At 68.3% G+C, this 19,022-nt stretch carries 18 protein-coding genes; 2 read left to right on the forward strand and 16 right to left on the reverse strand.

What is annotated here, in order from left to right; genetic code table 11:
* Positions 1 to 15: 15 nt before the first annotated feature.
* From ACSVDD_RS19690 to ACSVDD_RS19725, 8 genes are all read right to left on the reverse strand, one after another.
* A complete protein-coding gene (locus ACSVDD_RS19690) occupies positions 16 to 633 on the reverse strand; it encodes a GNAT family N-acetyltransferase (RefSeq protein WP_448191091.1) in 618 nt (205 codons plus the stop codon).
* A gap of 347 nt (positions 634 to 980) precedes the next feature.
* Positions 981 to 1,946, reverse strand: coding sequence for a D-2-hydroxyacid dehydrogenase (locus ACSVDD_RS19695; protein WP_448191092.1), 966 nt, complete (start codon positions 1,944 to 1,946; stop codon positions 981 to 983).
* Between the two features lie 32 nt (positions 1,947 to 1,978).
* Positions 1,979 to 3,970, reverse strand: coding sequence for a transketolase (gene tkt, locus ACSVDD_RS19700; RefSeq protein ID WP_448191093.1), 1,992 nt, complete (start codon positions 3,968 to 3,970; stop codon positions 1,979 to 1,981).
* A 115-nt stretch (positions 3,971 to 4,085) separates the two neighbouring features.
* Positions 4,086 to 5,966: a TRAP transporter large permease gene (locus ACSVDD_RS19705; RefSeq protein WP_448191094.1), complete on the reverse strand. Its 1,881-nt coding sequence runs from the start codon at positions 5,964 to 5,966 to the stop codon at positions 4,086 to 4,088.
* Positions 5,967 to 5,971: 5 nt separating this feature from the next.
* Positions 5,972 to 7,015 carry a TRAP transporter substrate-binding protein gene (locus ACSVDD_RS19710; RefSeq protein ID WP_448191095.1) on the reverse strand — a complete coding sequence of 348 codons (1,044 nt, stop codon included), beginning with the start codon at positions 7,013 to 7,015 and terminating at the stop codon, positions 5,972 to 5,974.
* A 134-nt stretch (positions 7,016 to 7,149) separates the two neighbouring features.
* Complete coding sequence (locus tag ACSVDD_RS19715; RefSeq protein ID WP_448191096.1) at positions 7,150 to 7,914, reverse strand: SDR family NAD(P)-dependent oxidoreductase; 765 nt, start codon at positions 7,912 to 7,914, stop codon at positions 7,150 to 7,152.
* A gap of 45 nt (positions 7,915 to 7,959) precedes the next feature.
* Positions 7,960 to 8,967: a transketolase family protein gene (locus tag ACSVDD_RS19720; protein ID WP_448191097.1), complete on the reverse strand. Its 1,008-nt coding sequence runs from the start codon at positions 8,965 to 8,967 to the stop codon at positions 7,960 to 7,962.
* Positions 8,964 to 9,809 (reverse strand): transketolase, encoded by an 846-nt coding sequence (locus tag ACSVDD_RS19725; protein WP_448191098.1) that lies wholly within the window; start codon positions 9,807 to 9,809, stop codon positions 8,964 to 8,966. Before ACSVDD_RS19725 ends, ACSVDD_RS19720 begins: the two co-directional genes overlap by 4 nt.
* A gap of 215 nt (positions 9,810 to 10,024) precedes the next feature.
* On the opposite strand from ACSVDD_RS19725, the gene gcvA reads away from it, so the two are divergent.
* Positions 10,025 to 10,924, forward strand: a complete 900-nt coding sequence (gene gcvA, locus ACSVDD_RS19730) for a transcriptional regulator GcvA (RefSeq protein ID WP_448191099.1) — start codon at positions 10,025 to 10,027, stop codon at positions 10,922 to 10,924.
* A 46-nt stretch (positions 10,925 to 10,970) separates the two neighbouring features.
* Here gcvA and ACSVDD_RS19735 read toward each other — a convergent pair whose 3' ends face one another.
* From ACSVDD_RS19735 to ACSVDD_RS19745, 3 genes are all read right to left on the reverse strand, one after another.
* Entirely contained in the window at positions 10,971 to 11,669 is a 699-nt protein-coding gene (locus ACSVDD_RS19735; RefSeq protein ID WP_448191100.1) for a response regulator, read from the reverse strand.
* Positions 11,666 to 13,240, reverse strand: coding sequence for a DUF4118 domain-containing protein (locus ACSVDD_RS19740; RefSeq protein WP_448191101.1), 1,575 nt, complete (start codon positions 13,238 to 13,240; stop codon positions 11,666 to 11,668). Before ACSVDD_RS19740 ends, ACSVDD_RS19735 begins: the two co-directional genes overlap by 4 nt.
* A gap of 74 nt (positions 13,241 to 13,314) precedes the next feature.
* Positions 13,315 to 13,506: a hypothetical protein gene (locus ACSVDD_RS19745; RefSeq protein ID WP_448191102.1), complete on the reverse strand. Its 192-nt coding sequence runs from the start codon at positions 13,504 to 13,506 to the stop codon at positions 13,315 to 13,317.
* Between the two features lie 304 nt (positions 13,507 to 13,810).
* Between ACSVDD_RS19745 and ACSVDD_RS19750 the strand changes: the two genes are divergently transcribed.
* The gene (locus tag ACSVDD_RS19750; RefSeq protein ID WP_448191103.1) at positions 13,811 to 15,700 is read left to right on the forward strand and encodes a potassium transporter Kup; all 1,890 of its coding nucleotides are present in this window, start codon (positions 13,811 to 13,813) and stop codon (positions 15,698 to 15,700) included.
* Between the two features lie 83 nt (positions 15,701 to 15,783).
* Here ACSVDD_RS19750 and ACSVDD_RS19755 read toward each other — a convergent pair whose 3' ends face one another.
* The 5 genes from ACSVDD_RS19755 to ACSVDD_RS19775 form a co-directional block, all read right to left on the reverse strand.
* Positions 15,784 to 16,791 (reverse strand): YncE family protein, encoded by a 1,008-nt coding sequence (locus tag ACSVDD_RS19755; protein ID WP_448191104.1) that lies wholly within the window; start codon positions 16,789 to 16,791, stop codon positions 15,784 to 15,786.
* Between the two features lie 51 nt (positions 16,792 to 16,842).
* Positions 16,843 to 17,754 (reverse strand): DUF1259 domain-containing protein, encoded by a 912-nt coding sequence (locus ACSVDD_RS19760; protein ID WP_448191105.1) that lies wholly within the window; start codon positions 17,752 to 17,754, stop codon positions 16,843 to 16,845.
* Between the two features lie 16 nt (positions 17,755 to 17,770).
* Positions 17,771 to 18,238: a chromate resistance protein ChrB domain-containing protein gene (locus ACSVDD_RS19765; RefSeq protein ID WP_448191106.1), complete on the reverse strand. Its 468-nt coding sequence runs from the start codon at positions 18,236 to 18,238 to the stop codon at positions 17,771 to 17,773.
* A 24-nt stretch (positions 18,239 to 18,262) separates the two neighbouring features.
* Entirely contained in the window at positions 18,263 to 18,826 is a 564-nt protein-coding gene (locus ACSVDD_RS19770; protein ID WP_448191107.1) for a rhodanese-like domain-containing protein, read from the reverse strand.
* Positions 18,827 to 18,828: 2 nt separating this feature from the next.
* Positions 18,829 to 19,022: hypothetical protein (locus tag ACSVDD_RS19775; protein ID WP_448191108.1), on the reverse strand; the 194-nt coding region annotated here is incomplete at its 5' end.

Raw genomic sequence — 19,022 nt, forward strand, 5'->3', positions numbered from 1 at the left:
TGGGGACGCTGGGACTTATCCCAGCTTGTGCACGAAGTGGTGGCACCCGATCTGGTACCGCTTCGTCATGTACAGGCGGTGCGCGTCGCTCCGGTCGGGACCAACCCCGGAATCGAGATGAAGCGCCTTGCATTCCAGCCTTTCGGCTTCGTTCTCTGCCCATTCCAGAATGTGAGAGGCGTACCCCTGCCCTCGGCAGTCCGGCAGCGTAGCAATGTCGACGATGTAGAAGGATTTCCCCAGCCACAGGGAGTGCTGCAGGCGGTATCCCATGACGCACGCCGCTGGCTCACCCTCTTTCGGAACGATACCGACAAGACGATAGCCGTTCGGCCGCAACGTCGTGTCGATGATCCTGCTCATCTCCGCTGCGTCGTATTTCGGCCACAGCACCTGCAGGGCTGGTACCGCCACCGCTGTGTTCTGTTCAGAAATTTCGATAATCGTTGGATGCACGTCTCTTCCTCTTGATCCCGACCAAGGGAGCGGCGTTCCCGATGCCATTTCGGGCGCGACTCTCTCCGCAGGATGGTCCGAATGGGGAAAAGGTTTCAAGCCTGCCTTGGTCTTGGCCGCCCCCTGTTTGTTGCCCGAACGGATGCAGAGGCCGTGCGTCAGGGCTGCGTCCGTCACGCTTGAAGCCTGAACGCGGCCAGGTCCATATTCTCGCTCAAGAACCGGAATGACCAAACAATGTCGGGAGGGGCGCTCCTTATTTCAAGGAAAGATGCCCAACATGAACGTCACGACGCCCGCCAAAAGCACCCGAACGACTTTGGATCTTAGCGAGATTTATTACGAGGCTCAGCGGCTCCGGGCCAACCACATGAAGTCGATGCCAGCCAAACTTGCGAACTTCCTGTTCCACGGGCGAGAGATCACTCATCCGGCCCGAGTGTAAAGGCGCGGTCTGCGGGGTCCGACCAGGCGGCACGTGCCGCGCCCTTCGGACCCCCGCCGGGTGACGAGCCTCCAAGCCCTCAATAGGCGCCCAGCACGAGGTTGCTCGGCGTGCCGTTGACGAAGTTCTCGATGTTGTCGACCAGCTGGTCGGCCAGGGCCTGCTGCGCCTCGTCCGACGCCCAGGCGACGTGCGGGGTCAGTATGACGTTCGGCCGGCCGGCGACGCGCATCAGCGGGTTGTCCATCGGCGGCGGTTCGGAAACCGTCACGTCGAAGCCGGCCCCGCTGATCAGCCCCTCGTCCAGAGCCGTGACCAAATCCTCCTCGTCCACCAGACCGCCACGCGCGGTGTTGACGATCAGGGGCTTGCGCTTCATTCGGCGGAACTCCGGCAGGGCGATCATCCCCCTGGTCTCCGGCGTCAGCGGGCTGTGCAGCGTGATGATGTCGCTGGTCTCCAGCACCTCGTCCCAGGGCGTGTAGAGCGGGCCGAGGCCGCCCTTGCCCTTGTGGGCGGCGAACAGCGGCACCATGCCAAAGGCGTGGGCCAGTTCGGCGACGCGCTGGCCCAGCACCCCCTCCCCGATGATCCCGAGGCGGGCGCCGTGGAGGTCGTGGATCGGGTGATTGAAGAAGCAGAACTGCCCGGCCTTCTGCCATTCCCCGGCCATGACGTCCTGCCGGTAGGCCACGATGCTGCGGCGGAGCGCCAGGATCAGGGCGAAGGTGTGCTCCGGCACGGTGTTCACCGCATAGCCCCGGATGTTGGACACGGCGATGCCGTTGCGCTGGCAATAGCCCTTGTCCACGCAGTCCGTGCCGGTCGCCGCCACGGCGATCAGCTTCAGGTCCGGCAGCCGCTCCAGCACCGCCGAAGTCAGGGGAACCTTGTTGGTGATGGCGATGCCGGCCCCGGCGAGGCGTTCCACCACCTCCTCCGGCCGGGTCTGCTGGTGCTCGACCAGCTCGTGGGCGAAGTTCGGTCGGCGCAGGCGGATTTGCGGGGCGACGGTGGCCCGGTCGAGAAAGACGATCTTGTGCATGTCCGGAATCCCGATTGAGGAGAAATGATCGGTCAGAGACGGCGCTTCGCTTCGGACACGACGCCCGCGGGCGTGATGCCGAAATGCTCGTACAGCCGGTCCACCGGGCCGGAGGCGCCGAAGCCGGACATGCCGACGAAACCGCCCTTCTCGCCCAGATATTTGTCCCAGCCGAGCCGGACGGCCGCCTCCACGCCGACGCGCACGGTGCCGGGGCCGAGGACCTCGGCGCAGTAGGCGTCGTCCTGCGCGTCGAACAGTTCCCAACACGGCATGGAGACCACGGCGGTGGGGATGCCCTCGCCGTGCAGGAGCGCGCGCGCCTCCAGCGCCACGGCGACCTCCGAACCGGTGGCCAGAAGCGTGACGCGGCGCGTGCCACCCTCCGCCTCGGCCAGGACGTAGGCGCCGCGGCGCGACCGGTTCTCGGCGGAATGGCCGCACCGGACGGGCGGCAGGGGCTGCTTGGCGAACACCATCGTGCACGGGGCGGTCCGCTGCTCCAACGCGATCTCCCAGCACTCGGCGACCTCGACCGCGTCGGCCGGGCGCAGAACCAGCATGTTCGGCATCGCGCGGAAGGAGGCGAGGATCTCCACGGGCTGGTGGGTCGGGCCGTTCTTGCCGACGCCGATGGAATCGTGGCTGAACACGAACTTGACCGGCAGGCCCATCAGCGCCGCCATGCGCATGGCCGGGCGCTCGTAGTCGGAAAAGGCCAGATAGGTCACCGCCAGCGGGATCACGCCGCCGTGCGCGGCCATGCCGTTGGCCATGGCGCCCATCAGATGCTCGCGCACGCCGCAATGGACGTAGGCGCCGCTGCGGTCCCCGGCGGTGAAGGCACCGAGGTTGCGCTTGTGGTTGGTCGGCGCCTCCAGGTCGGCGCAGCCGACGACCGTCTCCGGCAGGATCTCCGACAACAGGCTGACGACGTCGCCGGAACTCTGGATGGGCGGCTGCGTCGGCGCCTCCTCCACGACGCGCCTCTTGTAGGCGAGCAGCGTCTCGCGCCAGTCATCCGGCAGCCGGCCGTCCTGGATGCGCTCGAACTCGGCGCGGGCCGCGGCGGGCAGTTCGGCGAGCCGGCGCCGCCACGCCTCATGCTCCGGCCGGCTGCGGGCACCGGCCGCGCGCCAGGCGCCCAGGATGTCGTCGGGGATCGTGAAGGGGCCGTGCGGCCAGCCGAGGTTCGCGCGGGTGGCGTCGAGGTCGTCCTTGAACAGGCGGGCGCTGTGGCCGCCGCGCTTGCCTTCCAGTCGGGGGATGCCGCGGGCAATGATAGTGCGGCAGGCGATCATCGAGGGGCGCGGGTCCTGCTTGGCGAGCGCGATGGCCGCCGACACCGCCTCGATGTCGTGGCCGTCCACCGCCTGCACGTGCCAGCTGGCGACGCGGAAGCGCTCGGCCACGTCCTCGCTGATCGACAGCTCGGTGCTGCCGTCGTCGGTGATGCGGTTGTCGTCCCAGAAGAAGACCAGCTTGCCCAGCCGCAGGTGCCCGGCCAGCGAGATCACCTCCTGCCCGATGCCTTCCTGGAGGCAGCCGTCGCCGACGAACGCGTAGGTGTGATGGTCGATAAGGCCGGGGCCGAACCGGGCGTTCAGGTGGGCCTCGGCCAGCGCCATGCCGAAGGCGTTGGCGATGCCCTGGCCGAGCGGGCCGGTGGTCACCTCGATCCCGGCGGACGGGTCGTGTTCGGGATGGCCCGCGCAGTGGGAGCCGAATTCGCGGAAGCTCCGGATCTGGTCCAGGGAGATGCGCTCGTACCCCGTCAGGTGGAGGAGCGCGTACAGCAGCATCGATCCGTGGCCGTTGGACAGGACGAAGCGGTCCCGGTCCGGCCACTGGGGGTTCCCGGCGTCGAACTTCAGATGCCGCGTGAACAGGGCCGTGGCGATCTCGGCCATGCCGAGGGGAACGCCCTGGTGCCCTTCCGTCGCGCGCTCGATGGCGTCGATGGACAGGAAGCGGATCGCGTTGGCCATGAGCCGGGGGTCAACGCTGGCCGTGGCGGTGGACATGGCAGAACTCTCCTGTGCGCTCCCGCGGAACGGGGACGACGGTGATGGAATGGCGGGAGAAAGGCCCCCCGGCCGTGCCGTCTTGCGGCACGGCCGGGGGGAGTCGGGAGGACGCTCAGAGGAAGCCGATGGAGATCCACGGCACCGCCGCGACCAGTATCAGGCCGGTGATCAGCGCCACCATGTAGCCGATGATCGGGCCCATGCCCTCGTCCGGGTGGATGCGGCTGATCGCGCAGGCCGCGTAGTAGCCGACGCCGAAGGGCGGCGCGAACAGGCCCACACCCATGGAGAGGATGACGACCATCGCGTAGTGCACGTCGTTGATGCCCATCTGGCGCGCGATGGGGAACAGCAGCGGACCGAACAGCACGATGGCGGGGATGCCCTCCAGCACGCTGCCCAACACGATGAAGGCCATGATGGACGTCGCCATGAACATCGCCGCGCCGCCCGGCAGCGCCGCCATCGCCTGGGCGAGCTGGCCGGAGAAGCCGGACTGGGTCAGCGCCCAGGCCATGCAGGTCGCCGCGCCGATGATCAGCAGGATGGCACCGGACAGGGCCGCCGTGTCGATCAGCATCGGCGCCACCCGCGCCCAGTCGAACCGGCGGTAGATCAGCAGGCCGGCCAGGACGGAATAGACGATGCCGATGGTCGACACCTCGGTGGCGGTCGCCACCCCTTCCACGACGGCGGCGCGGATGACGAAGGGCAGCGCCAGCGCCGGCAAGGCGATCAGGAACTTGCGGGCGATCTCCTTGCCGCTGGCGCGGACGACGCCCGACAGGTCCTCGTTCCGGTAGCGCCACCAGACCACGGAGCAGAGCGTGACGCCCAGCACCACGCCCGGCAGCATGCCGCCGGTGAACAGCGCGGAGATCGACACGCCCGTGACCGAGCCCAGCGTGATCAGCACGAGGCTGGGCGGGATCGTCTCGGTCTGCGCACCGGTGGCGGACAGCAGGGCCACGAGATCGCCCGGCTTGGCGCCGCGCTCCTTCATCTCGGGGAACAGCACCGGCGCCACGGCCGCCATGTCCGCCGCCTTCGAGCCGGAGATGCCGGAGACCAGATACATCGCCCCGACCAGCACGTAGGACAGGCCGCCCCGCACATGGCCGAGCAGGCTCGCCAGGAACGAGACCATGGCGGTCGCCATGCCGGTCATCTCGATCAGGAGGCCCAGGAAGACGAACAGCGGCACCGACAGCAGGATCAGGTGCGACATGCCCTCGTCCATGCGGCCGACCATGACCAGCACCGGCGTCGAAGTGGTCAGCGCCAGATAGGCGAAGGTCGCCAGACCGAAGGCGAAGGCGATGGGCACGCCGGCCAGCACGCAGACAGCCACCAGCCCGACGAAGAAGATCAGCAGGTTCAGGTTGCCGAGGCCTCGGAACACCGGCTCCAGCCCCAGGAAGGCGCCGGCCACGATGGCCACGGTCGCCAGCGCGCCGACCGACAGGCGCCAGTCGGCCACCCGGATCAGCCGCAGCACGCCGACGAGCAGCATCAGCGCCGAACCGATCGGCAGGGCCGCCGCGCGCCAGGCGTTGGACAGGTCCAGCGCCGGGGTGGTGATGAAGGTCTCCTCCTCGGCGAACTCCATGGCCGGGCCGACGATCAGCAGCAGGAAGGCCAGCGGCGCGGCGATGGCGATCACGTCGAGGAAGGCGCGCATGCCCGGCGACACCATGCCGACCAGCGCGGTCATCCGCATGTGCTCGCCGCGCCGAAAGGCGACGACCGAGCCCAGCATGGCCAGCCACAGGAACAGGATGGAGGCCAGCTCGTCCGACCAGACGATGGGGCTGTGCAGCAGATAGCGGCTGACCACGCCGGTCAGCAGGACGATGATCTCCGCGACGACCAGCAGGGCGGCGGGGATCTCCAGGAGGGGGCCGAGGGCGGCGTCAGCGACAGCCGCCCAGCGGCGCGGCGCAGCGGCGTGTCCGCCGTCGAGCACCGCGTTGGTGTGGTGGATCGATGCCATGACACTTACGCCAGCTTGCCGACTGATTTCTCGAGCAGCCCCCAGGCCTCGTTGCCGTACTTGGCCTTCCAGTCGCTGTAGAAGCTGGTCTTGCTCAGCGCGGCGCGGAAGGCCTCGCGGTCCACTTCCAGGAAGGTGATGCCCTTGGCGGTCAGATCGTCGCGCAGCGAGGCGCTGAGTCGGGCGATGTCGGCGCGCTGGTCCGTGGCCGAGCGCTCGAACTCCCTCTCCACAATGGCACGGACGTCGGCCGGCAGACGCTCCCAGGCGCGGCGGTTGCCCAGGATCCAGTAGGCGTCCCAGACGTGCGAGGTCAGGCTGATGTACTTCTGCACCTCGTAGAGCTTGGCCGTCGCGATGATCGGCAGCGGGTTTTCCTGCCCTTCGACCACCTTGGTCTGCAACGCGGAGTACAGCTCGTTGAAGTTGATCGGGGCCGGGCCGGCCTCCAGCGCCTTGAACAGCGAGGTCAGCATCGGCGCCTGCGGCACGCGGATCTTGAAGCCCTTCAGGTCGTCCGGCTTGCGGATCTCACGGGTGGAGGAGGTCACCTGGCGGAAGCCGTTGTCCCAGGGCTTGGACACGGTGACGATGCCGGTTTTGGCGATCTGGGCTCGGATGAAGGCGCCGAGGTCGCCGTCCATCGCCTTCCAGACGGTGTCGTAGTCCGGAAAGGCGAAACCGGTGTTGACGATGCCGGCGGCCGGCGCCAGCGTCGCCAGCACCGAGGAGGCTTGGTTGAAGAACTCGACGCCGCCGCTGCGCACCTGCGACAGCAGGTCGGTGTCGGAGCCGAGCTGGTTGGCCGGGAACAGCGCAATGTCGAGACGACCGCCGGTCGCCTCGCGGATGCGGTTCAACGCCTCCTGCGCGCGGATGTTGACGGGGTGGGAGGGATCCTGGCCGGTCGCGAGCTTGTAGGAGAATTCGGCGGCCGAGGCCGGCCGGGAGATGATGCCGACCAGCGGCATCGCGACGGACACCGCCGCACCGGCCTTCAACAACGCACGCCGGCTGATTCCGGAGTGGATGGTCAAGCGATTGGACATGGATTCCTCCCATTGCATGCCATTCCGCGTCCTGCATGGCACTCAGGAATGGCTTTCTCTATTTCTGACTTTCCGCCACCCCCGCCCCTTGGCCCGGGCGGGGGCTGGAAAGGCGGTCCTGCGGCCTCCGACCCTCAACCGTGGATCAGCATGCCTCCGTTGACGTCGATCACCGCGCCGGTGATGTAGGACGACAGGTCGGACGCCAGGAACAGGAAGGCGCCGGCCACGTCCACCGGGTTGCCCAGGCGGTTCAGCGGGATTCCCGCCAGGATCTCCACGCGCTTGTCGTCGCTGATCTTGCCGGCGTTGATGTCGGTCTGGATCAGGCCCGGCGTCACGCAGTTGACGCGGATGCCGTCGGGGCCGAACTCGCGGGCCATCGCCTTGGCGAGGCCGAGCACGCCGGCCTTGGCCGCTGAATAGTGCGGGCCGCCCAGGATGCCGCCGCCGCGCTGCGCGGACACCGACGACATGCAGGCGATGGCGCCGCCGCCGTTTTCCTTCATGTGGGGGATGACCGCCTGCGACAGATACAGCACGCCGCGCAGGTTGACGTCGAGGATGCGGTCCCAACTGGCCGGGTCGATGTCCAGCGTCTTCACCGGCTGGGTGATGCCGGCGTTGTTGATCAGGATGTCGATCCTGCCGAAGTCGGCGACCACGCGCTTGGCGGCGGCCTGGCAGCCGGCCTTGTCGGTGACGTTGCAAGCGTAGCCGCGATGCTCCGGCCCGATGGACGCGGCGGCCTCGGCGGCGGCCTTTTCATCGAGGTCGAGGATGGCGATCTTGGCGCCATGCTCGGCGAACAGCTTGGCGGTGGCCATGCCGATGCCGCGCAGCGAGGCGGCTCCGGAGATGGCGGCGACCTTGCCGGCGAGAAGCAGGGAGTTCTGCACGGTACGTTTCCTTCCGAGGTGATATGGTGGCGGCCGGCGTCCGGGTCAGCCGAGCCAGCCCTTAATGGTGGTGGCCATGGCGTCGGCCGAAATTCCGTAGCGGTCGTGCAGCGTCGGCAACGCGCCCGCGTCGAGGAACTGGTCGGGAAGCGCGATCTGGCGAAAGGGCGGCGTGACGCCAGCCCGCAGCAGCGCCGCGGCCACCGCCTCGCCCAGACCGCCGATCTCCGTGTGGTTCTCCGCGACCACGACCAGCCGGCCGGAGCGGGACGCCTCGCGCAGGATGGTCGCGGTGTCCAGCGGCTTGATGGTCGGGGTGTGCAGCACCGCCACGCCAACGCGGTCGTTGGCGAGCTGCGACGCGACCTCCAGCGCCCGCATCGTCATGATGCCGGAGGAGATGACCAGCACATCGGCGCCGTCGCGCAGCAGCTTGGCCTTGTCCAGCTCGAACGTGTAGTCGTACTCGTCCAGCACCAGCGGGACGTTGCCGCGCAGCAGGCGCATGTAAACCGGCCCCTGGTGGGCGGCCATGGCCGGCACCGCCTGCTCGATGTCCAGCGCGTCGCAGGGGTCGATCACCGTCATGTTCGGAATGGCGCGGATCAGCGCCAGATCCTCGGTCGCCTGATGGCTGGGGCCGTAGCCGGAGGTCAGGCCCGGCAGGGCGCAGGCGATCTTGACGTTGCGGTGCTCCTCCGCGATGGTCTGGTGGATGAAGTCGTAGGCGCGCCGCGAGGCGAACACGGCGTAGGTGGTGACGAAGGGGATCATGCCTTCGTGCGCCATGCCGGACGCGGCGCCCATCAGCAGTTGCTCGGCCATGCCCATCTGGTAGAAGCGGTCGGGAAACGCCTTCGCGAAGATGTGCAGGTCGGTGTACTTGGCCAGATCGGCGGTCATGCCGACGATCTCCGGCCGCCCCTTCGCCAGCTCGACCAGGGCGTGGCCGAAGGGGGCGGCCTTGGTGCGCTGTCCCTCGCCGGCGATCGAGGCGATCATCGCCGAGGTCTTCAGGCGCGTCTTGGCGGCGTTGGCGTTGGCGGTGCTCATGCGGTCCTCCCGGCGTCCAGCGCCTGCAGGGCGAGCTGCCATTCGTGCTCGTCCACGCGGATGAAGTGGTTTTTCTCGCGGGCCTCCAGGAACGGCACGCCCTTGCCCATCCTGGTGTCACAGACGATCATGCGAGGCTTCGGCTCCGGATGGCTGCGGGCGGCATCGAAGGCCGCGACCACCGCGTCCAGGTCGTTGCCGTCCACGCGCTGCGTGAACCAGCCGAAGGCTTCCAGCTTGTCGACCAGCGGCTCGAACGCCATCACTTGGGTGGAGGGGCCGTCGGCCTGCTGGTTGTTGACGTCGATGATGCCGATCAGGTTGTCGAGCTTGTGGTGGCCCGCCGACAGGATGGCTTCCCAGACCGAGCCCTCGTCCAGTTCGCCGTCGGAGAACAGCGTGTAGACGAAGGACAGCGAGCCCTTGCGCTTCAGCCCCAGGCAGCGCCCCACCGCGATCACCAGCCCGAGGCCGAGCGAACCGCCCGACATCTCCATGCCCGGCGTGTAGGCGGCCATGCCCGACATGGGCAGGCGGCTGTCGTCGCTGCCGTAGGTCTCCAACTCCTCCTGCGGGACGATGCCGGCCTCGATCAGCGCTGCGTAGAGCGCGATGGCGTAGTGGCCGTTCGACAGCATGAAGCGGTCGCGCCCTTCCCACTCCGGGTCCTCCGGGCGGTAGGTCATGGCGTGGAAGTACGAAACGGCCAGCACGTCGGCGATATCGAGCGCCTGTCCGATGTATCCCTGGCCCTGAACCTCGCCCATGAGCAGCGCGTTCCGGCGGATGCGGTAGGCGCGCTCGGCGAGCGAGACGTTGTGCCCTATGGCGGTTGTGTTCACGCGGTTCTCCCTAATCCGGCAGCGTGGCGCCGCGCGGCTCGGCCGCAATGGCGCTTCTTGGGGCTGTTCCCGGGACGCGGCGGACCCGTCCCTCTTGATCCGGTTCGCCACACGGACTGTCCGTGTCACGATTGGGTAAGCGTATTTTGTTGCGCGAAACTGCTCAAACGAATAATAACGTCATATGCGTGAACTGAATTCATGTGAATTGTGCAATGCCGCATCGGGTTTCCCTGAAGGCCGTGCAGGCGTTTGAGGCGGCCGCCCGGCTGTCCTCCTTCGCGCTCGCAGCGGAGGAACTGCTCGTCACCCCCTCCGCGATCAGCCATCAGATCAAGCTGCTGGAGGAGCAGGTCGGGGTGAATCTGTTCCACCGCATCCACCGCGCGGTGGTCCTGACCGACGCCGGGCGGAGCTACGCGGAGGAGATCACCGCCGCCTTCGGCCGCATCGACGCTGCGACCCGGAACATCGGCCGCACGGAGAAGAGCGACATCCTGACCATCCACAGCACGCCCAGCTTCGCCACCCAGTGGCTGATGCCGCGTCTGGCGCGGTTCAGCGCGCTCAACCCGGACATCGACGTGCGCCTGAACGCCACGGTGGCGCCGGTGGACCTGGCGAGGGAGGGGGTGGACCTGGCCATCCGCTATGGCTCCCGGCTGCAACCCCCTGGCGCGCAGGTGCTGCCGCTCCCGACAGAGACCATCGTTCCGCTGTGTTCACCGGCGCTGATGAACGGACCGCACCCGATCCGCACTGCCGACGACCTGCACCACCACACGCTGATCCACAGCGAGGTCTGCCTCGTCGGCTGGCGCGACTGGCTGCGCCAGCACCGGAAGGCGAAGTTGGAGATCACGCGCGGCCCGCGCTTCGACCGCTCCTTCATGGCGATCAGCGCTGCGGTGGACGGCCTTGGCGTGTGCCTGGAAAGTCTGCTGTTGGTGCAGCGCGAGCTTGAAACCGGCCGGCTCGTCGCGCCCTTCGGGCTGGAGGGGCTGAAGGTCCAGGGATACACGCTCAACCTCCTCAAATCGCGCGCCGACTTGCCGAAGGTGCGCAACTTTCAGAACTGGCTGTTCGCGGAGTTGGAGAAAAGCACCCTCTTTTGAATGTCAGGCGTGGTGTGCGACGACGTGGTCAACGAAGCTGCTTGCCTCACTCCGGCGCGCGCAGACGGTAGCCGACCCCGGTCTCCGTCTGGATGTGGCGCGGCCGCTCGGGGTCCGGCTCGATCTTCTGGCGAAGCTGCCGGATGTAGATGCGCAGATACTGAATGTCCGTCTCGCCGCCCCACACGTCCTTGAGAATGAAACGGTGCGTCAGCACCTTGCCGGCGTGCGCCACCAGAAGCCGCAGCAGGTCATACTCGCGCGGCGACAGCTTCACCTCCGCTCCGCGCACCGTCACGATCCGCCGCACCAAGTCGACCGCCAAGTCACCGCTTCGGAACACCGGGCGCTCGCCCTGCTGCTGGAGGCGGTGGCGCAGCGCAGCGCGGATGCGCGCCAGCAGCTCGTCCATGCCGAAGGGTTTCGTCACGTAGTCGTCGGCACCAAGATCGAGCGCCTCGACCTTGCCGGCCTCATCCATGCGGCTGGACAGCACGATGATCGGCAGCGTCACGCCGTCCTCACGCAGCCGGCGGATCACCTCCTGCCCGTCCATGGTGGGAAGCCCAAGGTCGAGCACCATCAGGTCGGGCGCGCGGCGACGCACCTCGTCGAGCGCCTGGGTGCCGCCCTCCGCCTCGGCGATGGCGTAGCCCTGTGCCGCCAGGCTGGTGCGCAGGAAGCGGCGGATCGACGGATCGTCGTCGACGACGAGCACGCGCACCGGTGTGGTCTCCGACTTCATGGTGCCGTCCCCTCTTCCAGACTCGGCAGTTCGGCCGCGGCGGGCAGATCGAGGGTGAAGTGTGCCCCCGAGCGGTCCGGGCGGTTGCCGGCCGCAATGTGCCCTCCCATGGCCTCGATGAAGCCGCGGCAGATCGCCAGCCCCAGGCCGGTCCCGGCGCGCTGCTGATCGCGGGCCCGCACACGGTAGAACGGATCGAAGACCCGCTCCAGGTCCGGCGGCGGGATGCCGTCGCCCTCGTCCTGCACCGTCATGCGCACCCGTTCGCCGTCCGGCCGCGCGGCGATGGTGATCAGCGAGCCGGCCGGCGCGTATTTGGTGGCGTTGTCGAGCAGGTTGAACAACACCTGCTCGAACAGCACGGGGTCAAGGGACAGCAACGGCAGGTCCGCGGCGACGTCGACCGCGACCCGGTGCCCGGCGAGGATGCGGCCGGCACGCTCCAGCGCGGTGCCGACAACTTCCGCCAGATCCACCGGGCCGGTGCGCGGCCGGACCGCGCCCGACTCCAGCCGCGTCATGTCCAGCAGGTTGGCGATGAATCGGTTGAGGCGTTCCGCCTCCTCCTGGATTGTCGCCGTCAACTCGCGCCGCGCTGCCTCGTCGAGCATCGCGCCATAGCTGTTCAGGCTGGTGGCCGAGCCGAGGATGGAGGCGAGCGGCGTACGCAGGTCGTGCGAGATCGAGGTGAGCAGCGCCGTGCGCAGCCGTTCGGCCTCCGCCGCCAGCCGGGCGCGCTCGACGTCCTCGGCCAGCATCACCCGCTCGATGGCGAGCGCCGCCTGGTCCAGCAGCGCGTCGAGCAGACGGCGCTGGTCGGTGTCCAGCGCTGTGCCAGACCGGCCGGCATCGATTCCGACCACGCCGACGGCACCGCGGCCGGTCCGCATCGGCAGGAACAGCCAGGCGGAGCCATGCACCGTGCCGCCCCTGGCCGAACGGCCGTCCTCCAGCGCCCGCCGAGCCGCCTCCAGATCGGCTTCGCCGAGGGCGTCCTCCGGCGGGTGGCCGGCGCGCACCGCCAGCGTCCCGCCCTCCGGCAGCAGAACGACGACGCGGACGCGGAGCATTGCCGCGATCTGGTGGGCGGTGACCCCCAGCAACTCGTCCATGCCGACCACACCGGCCAGCTTGCGGCTGAACAGGTAGAGGTCCTCGGTCGTCTTCGCCCGCTGGCGCGCCGCCATCGCCTGGGTCCGCAGGCGCGCCATCAGGTTGCTGGCGATCACCGCCACCACGGCGAAGAAGAACAGCGTGACAAGGTTGTCTGGGTCGGCGACGGTGAGGGTGTAGAGCGGCGGGATGAGAAAGAAGTTATAGGCCAGCACACTGAGCAGGCTGGCGTAGAGCGACGGCCACAGGCCGCCTGTCACCGCACTCGCAAGTACCGCGGTCAGGAAGACCAGCGCCAAGTTGCCGAGCGCGAGCCGCGGCTGCAGCACCTGCGCGACGCCGAGCGCCAAGCCGACGAAGGCGGTGCTCAGCAGGTAGGCCCGCGCGCCGAACACCGGCCCGCGCGCCGACGCATCGGGCGCGGGGGGTAGGAAGCGGTTCGGCGGCGCGTCGTCCATACCGGGCAGCTTAGCCGCCGCCGCTGATCCGATCCATGGTGCGCTTGCGCCCTGCGACGGGACGGGGGCGGCCATCAGCGGCCAAGCGCGTCGAGGATCAGGTTCACCGCCACGGCGAGCGCCAAGAAGCCGGCGATGGTCGTTCCGATCTCGCAAATCAGCTCTCCAGCCTGTGGATACGCCTCCAACTCTCCGGCGGTCTCGCGGTCGCCGGCCGGCGAGGCCTCGATGCCGCCGAGCGCGGTCCACTGCGATCTCCAGGGCATGCAATGCGCTCCTCTCCATGATGGTCGGCGGTCGGCCGGCCTGTCTCAAGAGAAGGGCATGCGCCCGTATAAAATCGATATGGCGTTGCGCGCTCAACAATATAAATCACAGATATAGGATTTCCACAGCCCTCAATGCATTGGAATATAAATTCCATATACGTGGCAGCCACACGGCATATATAGAACATATATGAGGGACGATGCCCTCTTCACAGATGCGCAATGCCATCCATGTTCTCTCTTGTGTGGCGCGCAGTACTCGAATAATGCATTGCAATCCCCCTTTCCCTCGGGCAACGCGATGGGCGACATCAGCATCTCCGGTCCAACCGAAGCCTCCACCCGGCACGCTCTGACCCTCGGCGCACTGGGCGTGGTCTATGGCGATATCGGCACCAGCCCGCTCTACACCCTGCGCGAATGCTTCACCCAGAGCGGCCTGCCGGTCGCACCCGACAACGTGCTTGGCGTGCTTTCGCTGATTTTCTGGGCGCTGATGCTGGTGGTGACGCTCAAATACGTCACCTTCGTCATGCGCGCCGACAACCAGGGCGAGGGCGGCATACTGGCGCTCACCGCGCTGGCGCTGCGCGGCATGCGGCCGGGTCACCGCCGCACCACCGCCGTTCTCGTCACCGGTCTGATCGGCGCCGCCCTGTTCTACGGTGACAGCGTGATCACTCCGGCCATTTCGGTGCTCAGCGCCATCGAGGGGCTGAACGTCGCAACGCCCCTGTTCGAGCCTTACGTCATCCCGATCACGCTCGTCATCCTGGCGCTGCTGTTCGTCGTCCAGCGCTACGGCACAGCGCGCGTGGGCGCGTTGTTCGGGCCGATCATGGTCGTTTGGTTCGCCGTGCTGGCGCTGCTCGGTGCCGCGCAGATCGTCCGCGAGCCGCGCGTGTTGGAAGCCCTGCTTCCCACCTACGCGTTCCGCACCCTGGCCGAGCACGGGACACTCGGCTTCGTGCTGCTGGGCGCGGTGGTGCTGGCGGTCACCGGCGGCGAAGCGCTGTACGCCGACATGGGGCACTTCGGCCGGCGGCCGATCCGCATCGCTTGGTACGGCATGGTGCTGCCGGGGCTGCTGATCAACTATTTCGGCCAGGGTGCGCTGCTGCTCGCCGACCCGGCGACCATCGAGAACCCGTTTTTCCACATGGCGCCGGACTGGGCGCTGTACCCGATGGTGGTGCTGGCGGCGGCGGCCACCATCATCGCCAGCCAGGCGGTGATCTCCGGCGCCTTCTCGATGACCCGGCAGGCCATCCACCTGCGCTACCTGCCGCGCATGGAGATCCGCCACACCTCGGCGCACGAGATCGGCCAGATCTACCTGCCGGCGGTCAACTGGCTGCTGCTGATGGGGGTGGTGGCGCTGGTGCTGGGCTTCAAGACGTCGAGCAACCTGGCCGCCGCCTACGGGATCGCCGTGACCGGCACCATGGTGGCGACCACGCTGCTTGCCTACAAAGTGGCGCGGCGGCTGGGCAAATGGACGCTGTGGCAGGCCGGCGGAGCGCTGATCGTGTTCCTGGGCATCGACACGGCCTTCTTCGGCGCCAACCTGCTGAAGGTGTTTGAGGGCGGCTGGTTCCCGCTGGCGGTGGCGGCCGGCGTGTTTTTGCTGATGACCACGTGGCGCCGCGGCCGCGCCGAACTGCGCGACAAGCTGGCGGAAGGCGCCATCCCCATGAGCGCTCTGATGGAGCGCCTGAAGGGCAGCACCATCCCGCGCGTGCCGGGCACCGCGGTGTTCCTGACCAGCAGCCCGCGCGACCTGCCGCCGTCGTTGCTGCACAACCTGAAACACAACAAGGTGCTCCATGAGCGCATCGTGCTCATGACGGTGGAAATCGAGGACGTGCCCACTGTCCCGGCCGAGAACCGTTTCGAGTTGACGCCGTACTCGGCAGGCTTCTTCCGCCTGATCGTGCATTTCGGCTTCATGGACGAGCCGGACGTGCCCGCCGCGCTGCGGACGCGTCGGATGCCCGGTCTGCCTTTCGAGCCGATGGACACCACCTACTTCGTCAGCCGCGAGACGCTGATCTCCACCAAGCGAACGGGCTTGCCACACTGGCAGGAGATGATCTTCATCGTACTGTCCAAAGCGTCAGCGAGCGCGTCCGAGTACTTCTGCATCCCGCCTGGCCGGGTGGTCGAGTTGGGAATCCAGATCGAGATCTGATGACACCGCTCACGGGGAGAAGGTTGCGGGCACCATCGCTGCCGTGGAGCGCCGGGGCGCGAAATGATGACGTTCGGGCAGGACTACGGGGCAGGCCGGTAAACCCACACCGCGGCGGGCTCCCGGCCGCTCGCCCTCACGCCGAGAAAGAGCCGGTCGAGTTCGGGAACCCATAGCGAGGTCCGGGCGCCGGGGGGCGTCGGTATCCTTCCAAGTTCCCGGTAACTGCCGTCCTGCTCCTGAAAAACGTCGAGAGCCCCCTCGCCGCAACGGATGTAGAGACGGTGGCGCTTGCCGTCGAAGAACACGTCGTCGGCGTCGCCGCACGTCGGCACGCGCGCGACGACATCACCCCGTCCGGTGTCGAAGATCGCCAGGGTGGCGGGCTTCCGGTAGACGAGCGCCAAGTGTCCGGCGGCGCTGTCGAGCGCCATCGGGAAGTTGGCCTCGGCGCCGCTCAGTGTCCACGTCGCGACCTGACGCCGGCTGTTGCGGTCCACCACCGCGATCTGACGCGCCTCGGGGACGTTCACGAACGCCCGGGAGCCGGTCGGCTCCAGTTGGAACGACTCCGGATGTCCGGCGAGGCGGATATCGCCGACCTTCCTCCCCGACGCGGCGTCCAACATCGCCAGGGCGCCCCTGCCGTATCCGACGACCACTTGGTTGGCGGCTGCGTCGAAGCGGATGTTGTCGGCATCGTCGCCGAGCGTTACCGGGTCGAGGGCCGCGAAATCGGCCGCCCTGAACCGGCGGACCGTTCCGTCCCCGCCGCTTGCGACGCAGATCGCATCCGCTCCCGATATGTAGCCGACCCCCTGAGGCTCCTTCAGGCCGGAGAAGCGGTGGACGACCGTGCTCCGTGCAAGATCAAGCACCCCCACGGTGCCGTTGCCGAGCTCGGCGACGAAGAGATGCTGCCGGGCGAGGTCGATCGCAAAGTGGTCGATCCGGCCGGAGACGTCGCCCAGCGGGATCTTCCGCTCCAGCGTCAACGCCTCCGTGGTTGCCGCCGCCGGGGGCGGGTGCCAGCCGATGAGAAGCGCGACCGAGGCCGCGACCACGGTCAGTGTGTCGATGCGGGACGCCATCGCCTTTGTCTCCTCAGTCCACCCCCGGACCGCAATCACGCTGTCCGCCTGCTACGGCTTCGCCGGGGCCTCGGAGGTCTGGGTACGGGCAATGTTCACGCGGTCGAGCGCCGCGCGCAGGCCAGTCGCGAGCTTCCGCGGTTCGTCCACTCCCCAGAAATGCATGAAATATAGCCGCGGCTCCTCGGCCAGCATGTGCGTGTGCAACGCCGTCACCTCCAGGCCGTTCGCCGTCAGCGCCTGGACCACCGGGTTGACCTCCTCGGCCGTGAGCACGAAATCGCCCGTTGTCGCCGCCTTGTCCGCTCCGGCCGGCTGGAAGTTGATCGCGATGGCGGCGCCCATGGCGGGCGGCACCGGCGCGCCCATGTCCTTCACCGCCTCGGCGCGCGGGATGCTGAACTGGTAGGTGCCCCCGGCCGCCTTGCCCTTTTGCCCGAGCGCCGCCTCCAGCGCCGCCGCGTCCAGGTCGAGCGCCTGTTCGGATGCCGGGGCCGCCTCCATGGGCGTCTGGCTCTTGCCCAGGGCGCCGTGGATGGCCTGCGCCAGCTTCACCGGGTCGCCCACCCCGGCAATGTGCATGTACAGCGTGGCCGGGGATGCGCGCAGGATGTGGTTGTGGACGGCCGTGATCTCGATGCCGTTCTGCACCAGGCTCCGCATCACCGGCGCGACCTCCTGCTCGGTCAGCACCAGATCGCCCATGGCCATGGCGTGCCCGCCGTCGCCCGTGAAGGCGACCCAGGAGCCGAGCGCCAGCGCCGGTTTGATCGCGACGCCATCCACCGTGACCTTCAGGTCCGTGCGGGGGATCGAATACTTGTAGACGTCACCCGGTTGTGCCGCCCCGGCTCGTCCCATCGCCTCGTCAACGGCTTTCCACGCCGGGTCGGCCGCGGGCGCGGCGTTCGGCAGGCCAACGGTCGCGATCCCGAGAACCAGGGCTGCGATGTGTCGCTTCATGGCGTCCCTCCGTGCTTCAGGCGACGGCCGCCCATCCGGCGGGCGGCCACTTGTGCGTCTCGCCCTGGCAGTCCCGGCACCAGGCGTAGAGCGCGTCGTACATGACCATGCCGTGGCGCAGCATCTCGTAGTCGTCCTTGAACACGGCGGAGAGGCCGAGCGAGACGGCGTACAGCCCGGCCGACTGCGGCGTCAGGTCAAGACGCGACGTGTCGGCGCCACGAACGATGACGGCCAACCGCTGGAGCGCCGGGTCGTCCAGGCGGTACTTGATGAGGAAGGCGTCGAAGCTGCACAGGTCGCCGGCGTGGCTGAGTTCGACGCCGGGGATGTCGTAGGGGACGGCGCCGGTTTCCCGAGCCACGTCCAGCACGCGGTCGCCGGGCACGTAGAGGAACTCCGGCTGCTCGTCGATGAACCGGGCGATCAGCCAGGGGCAGGCGATGCGGTCGATCTTCGGACGTTCGCGGGTGACCCACTTCATGGCAGGACTCCTTGTGCGGGGGAATCAGGGCTTCGGCACGGTCGGTGCCCCCATGGCGCGCCACGCCGAGATGCCGCCGGCCAGCGTGCGGGCGGAGACGCCCCGGCGCCGCAGTTCGGCGACCGCGTCCCGGCTCACCTGGAATCCGTAGGCGCAGTAGGCCAGGACCTCCCGGTCCTTCGGCACGCCGTCGGCCCACTCCGCGATGCGCCGGGCGTCATGGTGGACGGCGGTCGGCAGTATGTCGGGGGACTTCGCCCAATCCTCGTCCCAGCAGACGTCGAGCACGAGGATCTCGCCGCTCTCGATCATCCGCCGCGCCTCGACGACGCTCATCTCCGGGACTTCGGCGCCGGCGGGCCGCGACGCCGGGCGGAGCCCCTCGGCAGCGCGCCGGTGGCGGCCGGCGACGCGCTCCCAGGCGATGTTGGCCATGAAGGCATCGACGTAGGCGCCCGCCTTGGCGCCGAAGTCGAGGTGATAGGCGTGCTCGTACATGTCGAGCGCCAGCACCACGCGGCCGTCGGCCAGCGTGTGGGCGTGGTCGGCCGCCCAGACGTTGCGCAGCCGGCCGTCCCGTTCCGACAAGGTCAGCAGCACCCAGCCGGAGCCGCCGCCCCGAAGTCCCGCTCCAGCGCAGCGGCGAACGCGCCCCCGGCGTCACCGCTGCCGCCGAGGCTGTCGAAGTACGCCTCGTGCAGGATCATCGAGTTCGCGGCGATCAGTTCCTCGCGCTTCAGGCCGTTGATGACGAACGTCGGCGCCGCGCTCCAGTCGAGCCGGG

Source organism: Azospirillum terrae, from assembly GCF_053470425.1.

Bases quoted from the DNA above. Each gene is read 5' to 3' on its own strand.
- ACSVDD_RS19695 (WP_448191092.1), bottom strand. From the start codon at position 1,946: ATGCACAAGATCGTCTTTCTCGACCGGGCCACCGTCGCCCCGCAAATC.
- tkt (WP_448191093.1), bottom strand. From the start codon at position 3,970: ATGTCCACCGCCACGGCCAGCGTTGACCCCCGGCTCATGGCCAACGCG.
- ACSVDD_RS19705 (WP_448191094.1), bottom strand. From the start codon at position 5,966: ATGGCATCGATCCACCACACCAACGCGGTGCTCGACGGCGGACACGCC.
- ACSVDD_RS19710 (WP_448191095.1), bottom strand. From the start codon at position 7,015: ATGTCCAATCGCTTGACCATCCACTCCGGAATCAGCCGGCGTGCGTTG.
- ACSVDD_RS19720 (WP_448191097.1), bottom strand. From the start codon at position 8,967: ATGAGCACCGCCAACGCCAACGCCGCCAAGACGCGCCTGAAGACCTCG.
- gcvA (WP_448191099.1), top strand. From the start codon at position 10,025: ATGCCGCATCGGGTTTCCCTGAAGGCCGTGCAGGCGTTTGAGGCGGCC.
- ACSVDD_RS19735 (WP_448191100.1), bottom strand. From the start codon at position 11,669: ATGAAGTCGGAGACCACACCGGTGCGCGTGCTCGTCGTCGACGACGAT.
- ACSVDD_RS19740 (WP_448191101.1), bottom strand. From the start codon at position 13,240: ATGGACGACGCGCCGCCGAACCGCTTCCTACCCCCCGCGCCCGATGCG.
- ACSVDD_RS19745 (WP_448191102.1), bottom strand. From the start codon at position 13,506: ATGCCCTGGAGATCGCAGTGGACCGCGCTCGGCGGCATCGAGGCCTCG.
- ACSVDD_RS19750 (WP_448191103.1), top strand. From the start codon at position 13,811: ATGGGCGACATCAGCATCTCCGGTCCAACCGAAGCCTCCACCCGGCAC.
- ACSVDD_RS19755 (WP_448191104.1), bottom strand. From the start codon at position 16,791: ATGGCGTCCCGCATCGACACACTGACCGTGGTCGCGGCCTCGGTCGCG.
- ACSVDD_RS19760 (WP_448191105.1), bottom strand. From the start codon at position 17,754: ATGAAGCGACACATCGCAGCCCTGGTTCTCGGGATCGCGACCGTTGGC.
- ACSVDD_RS19765 (WP_448191106.1), bottom strand. From the start codon at position 18,238: ATGAAGTGGGTCACCCGCGAACGTCCGAAGATCGACCGCATCGCCTGC.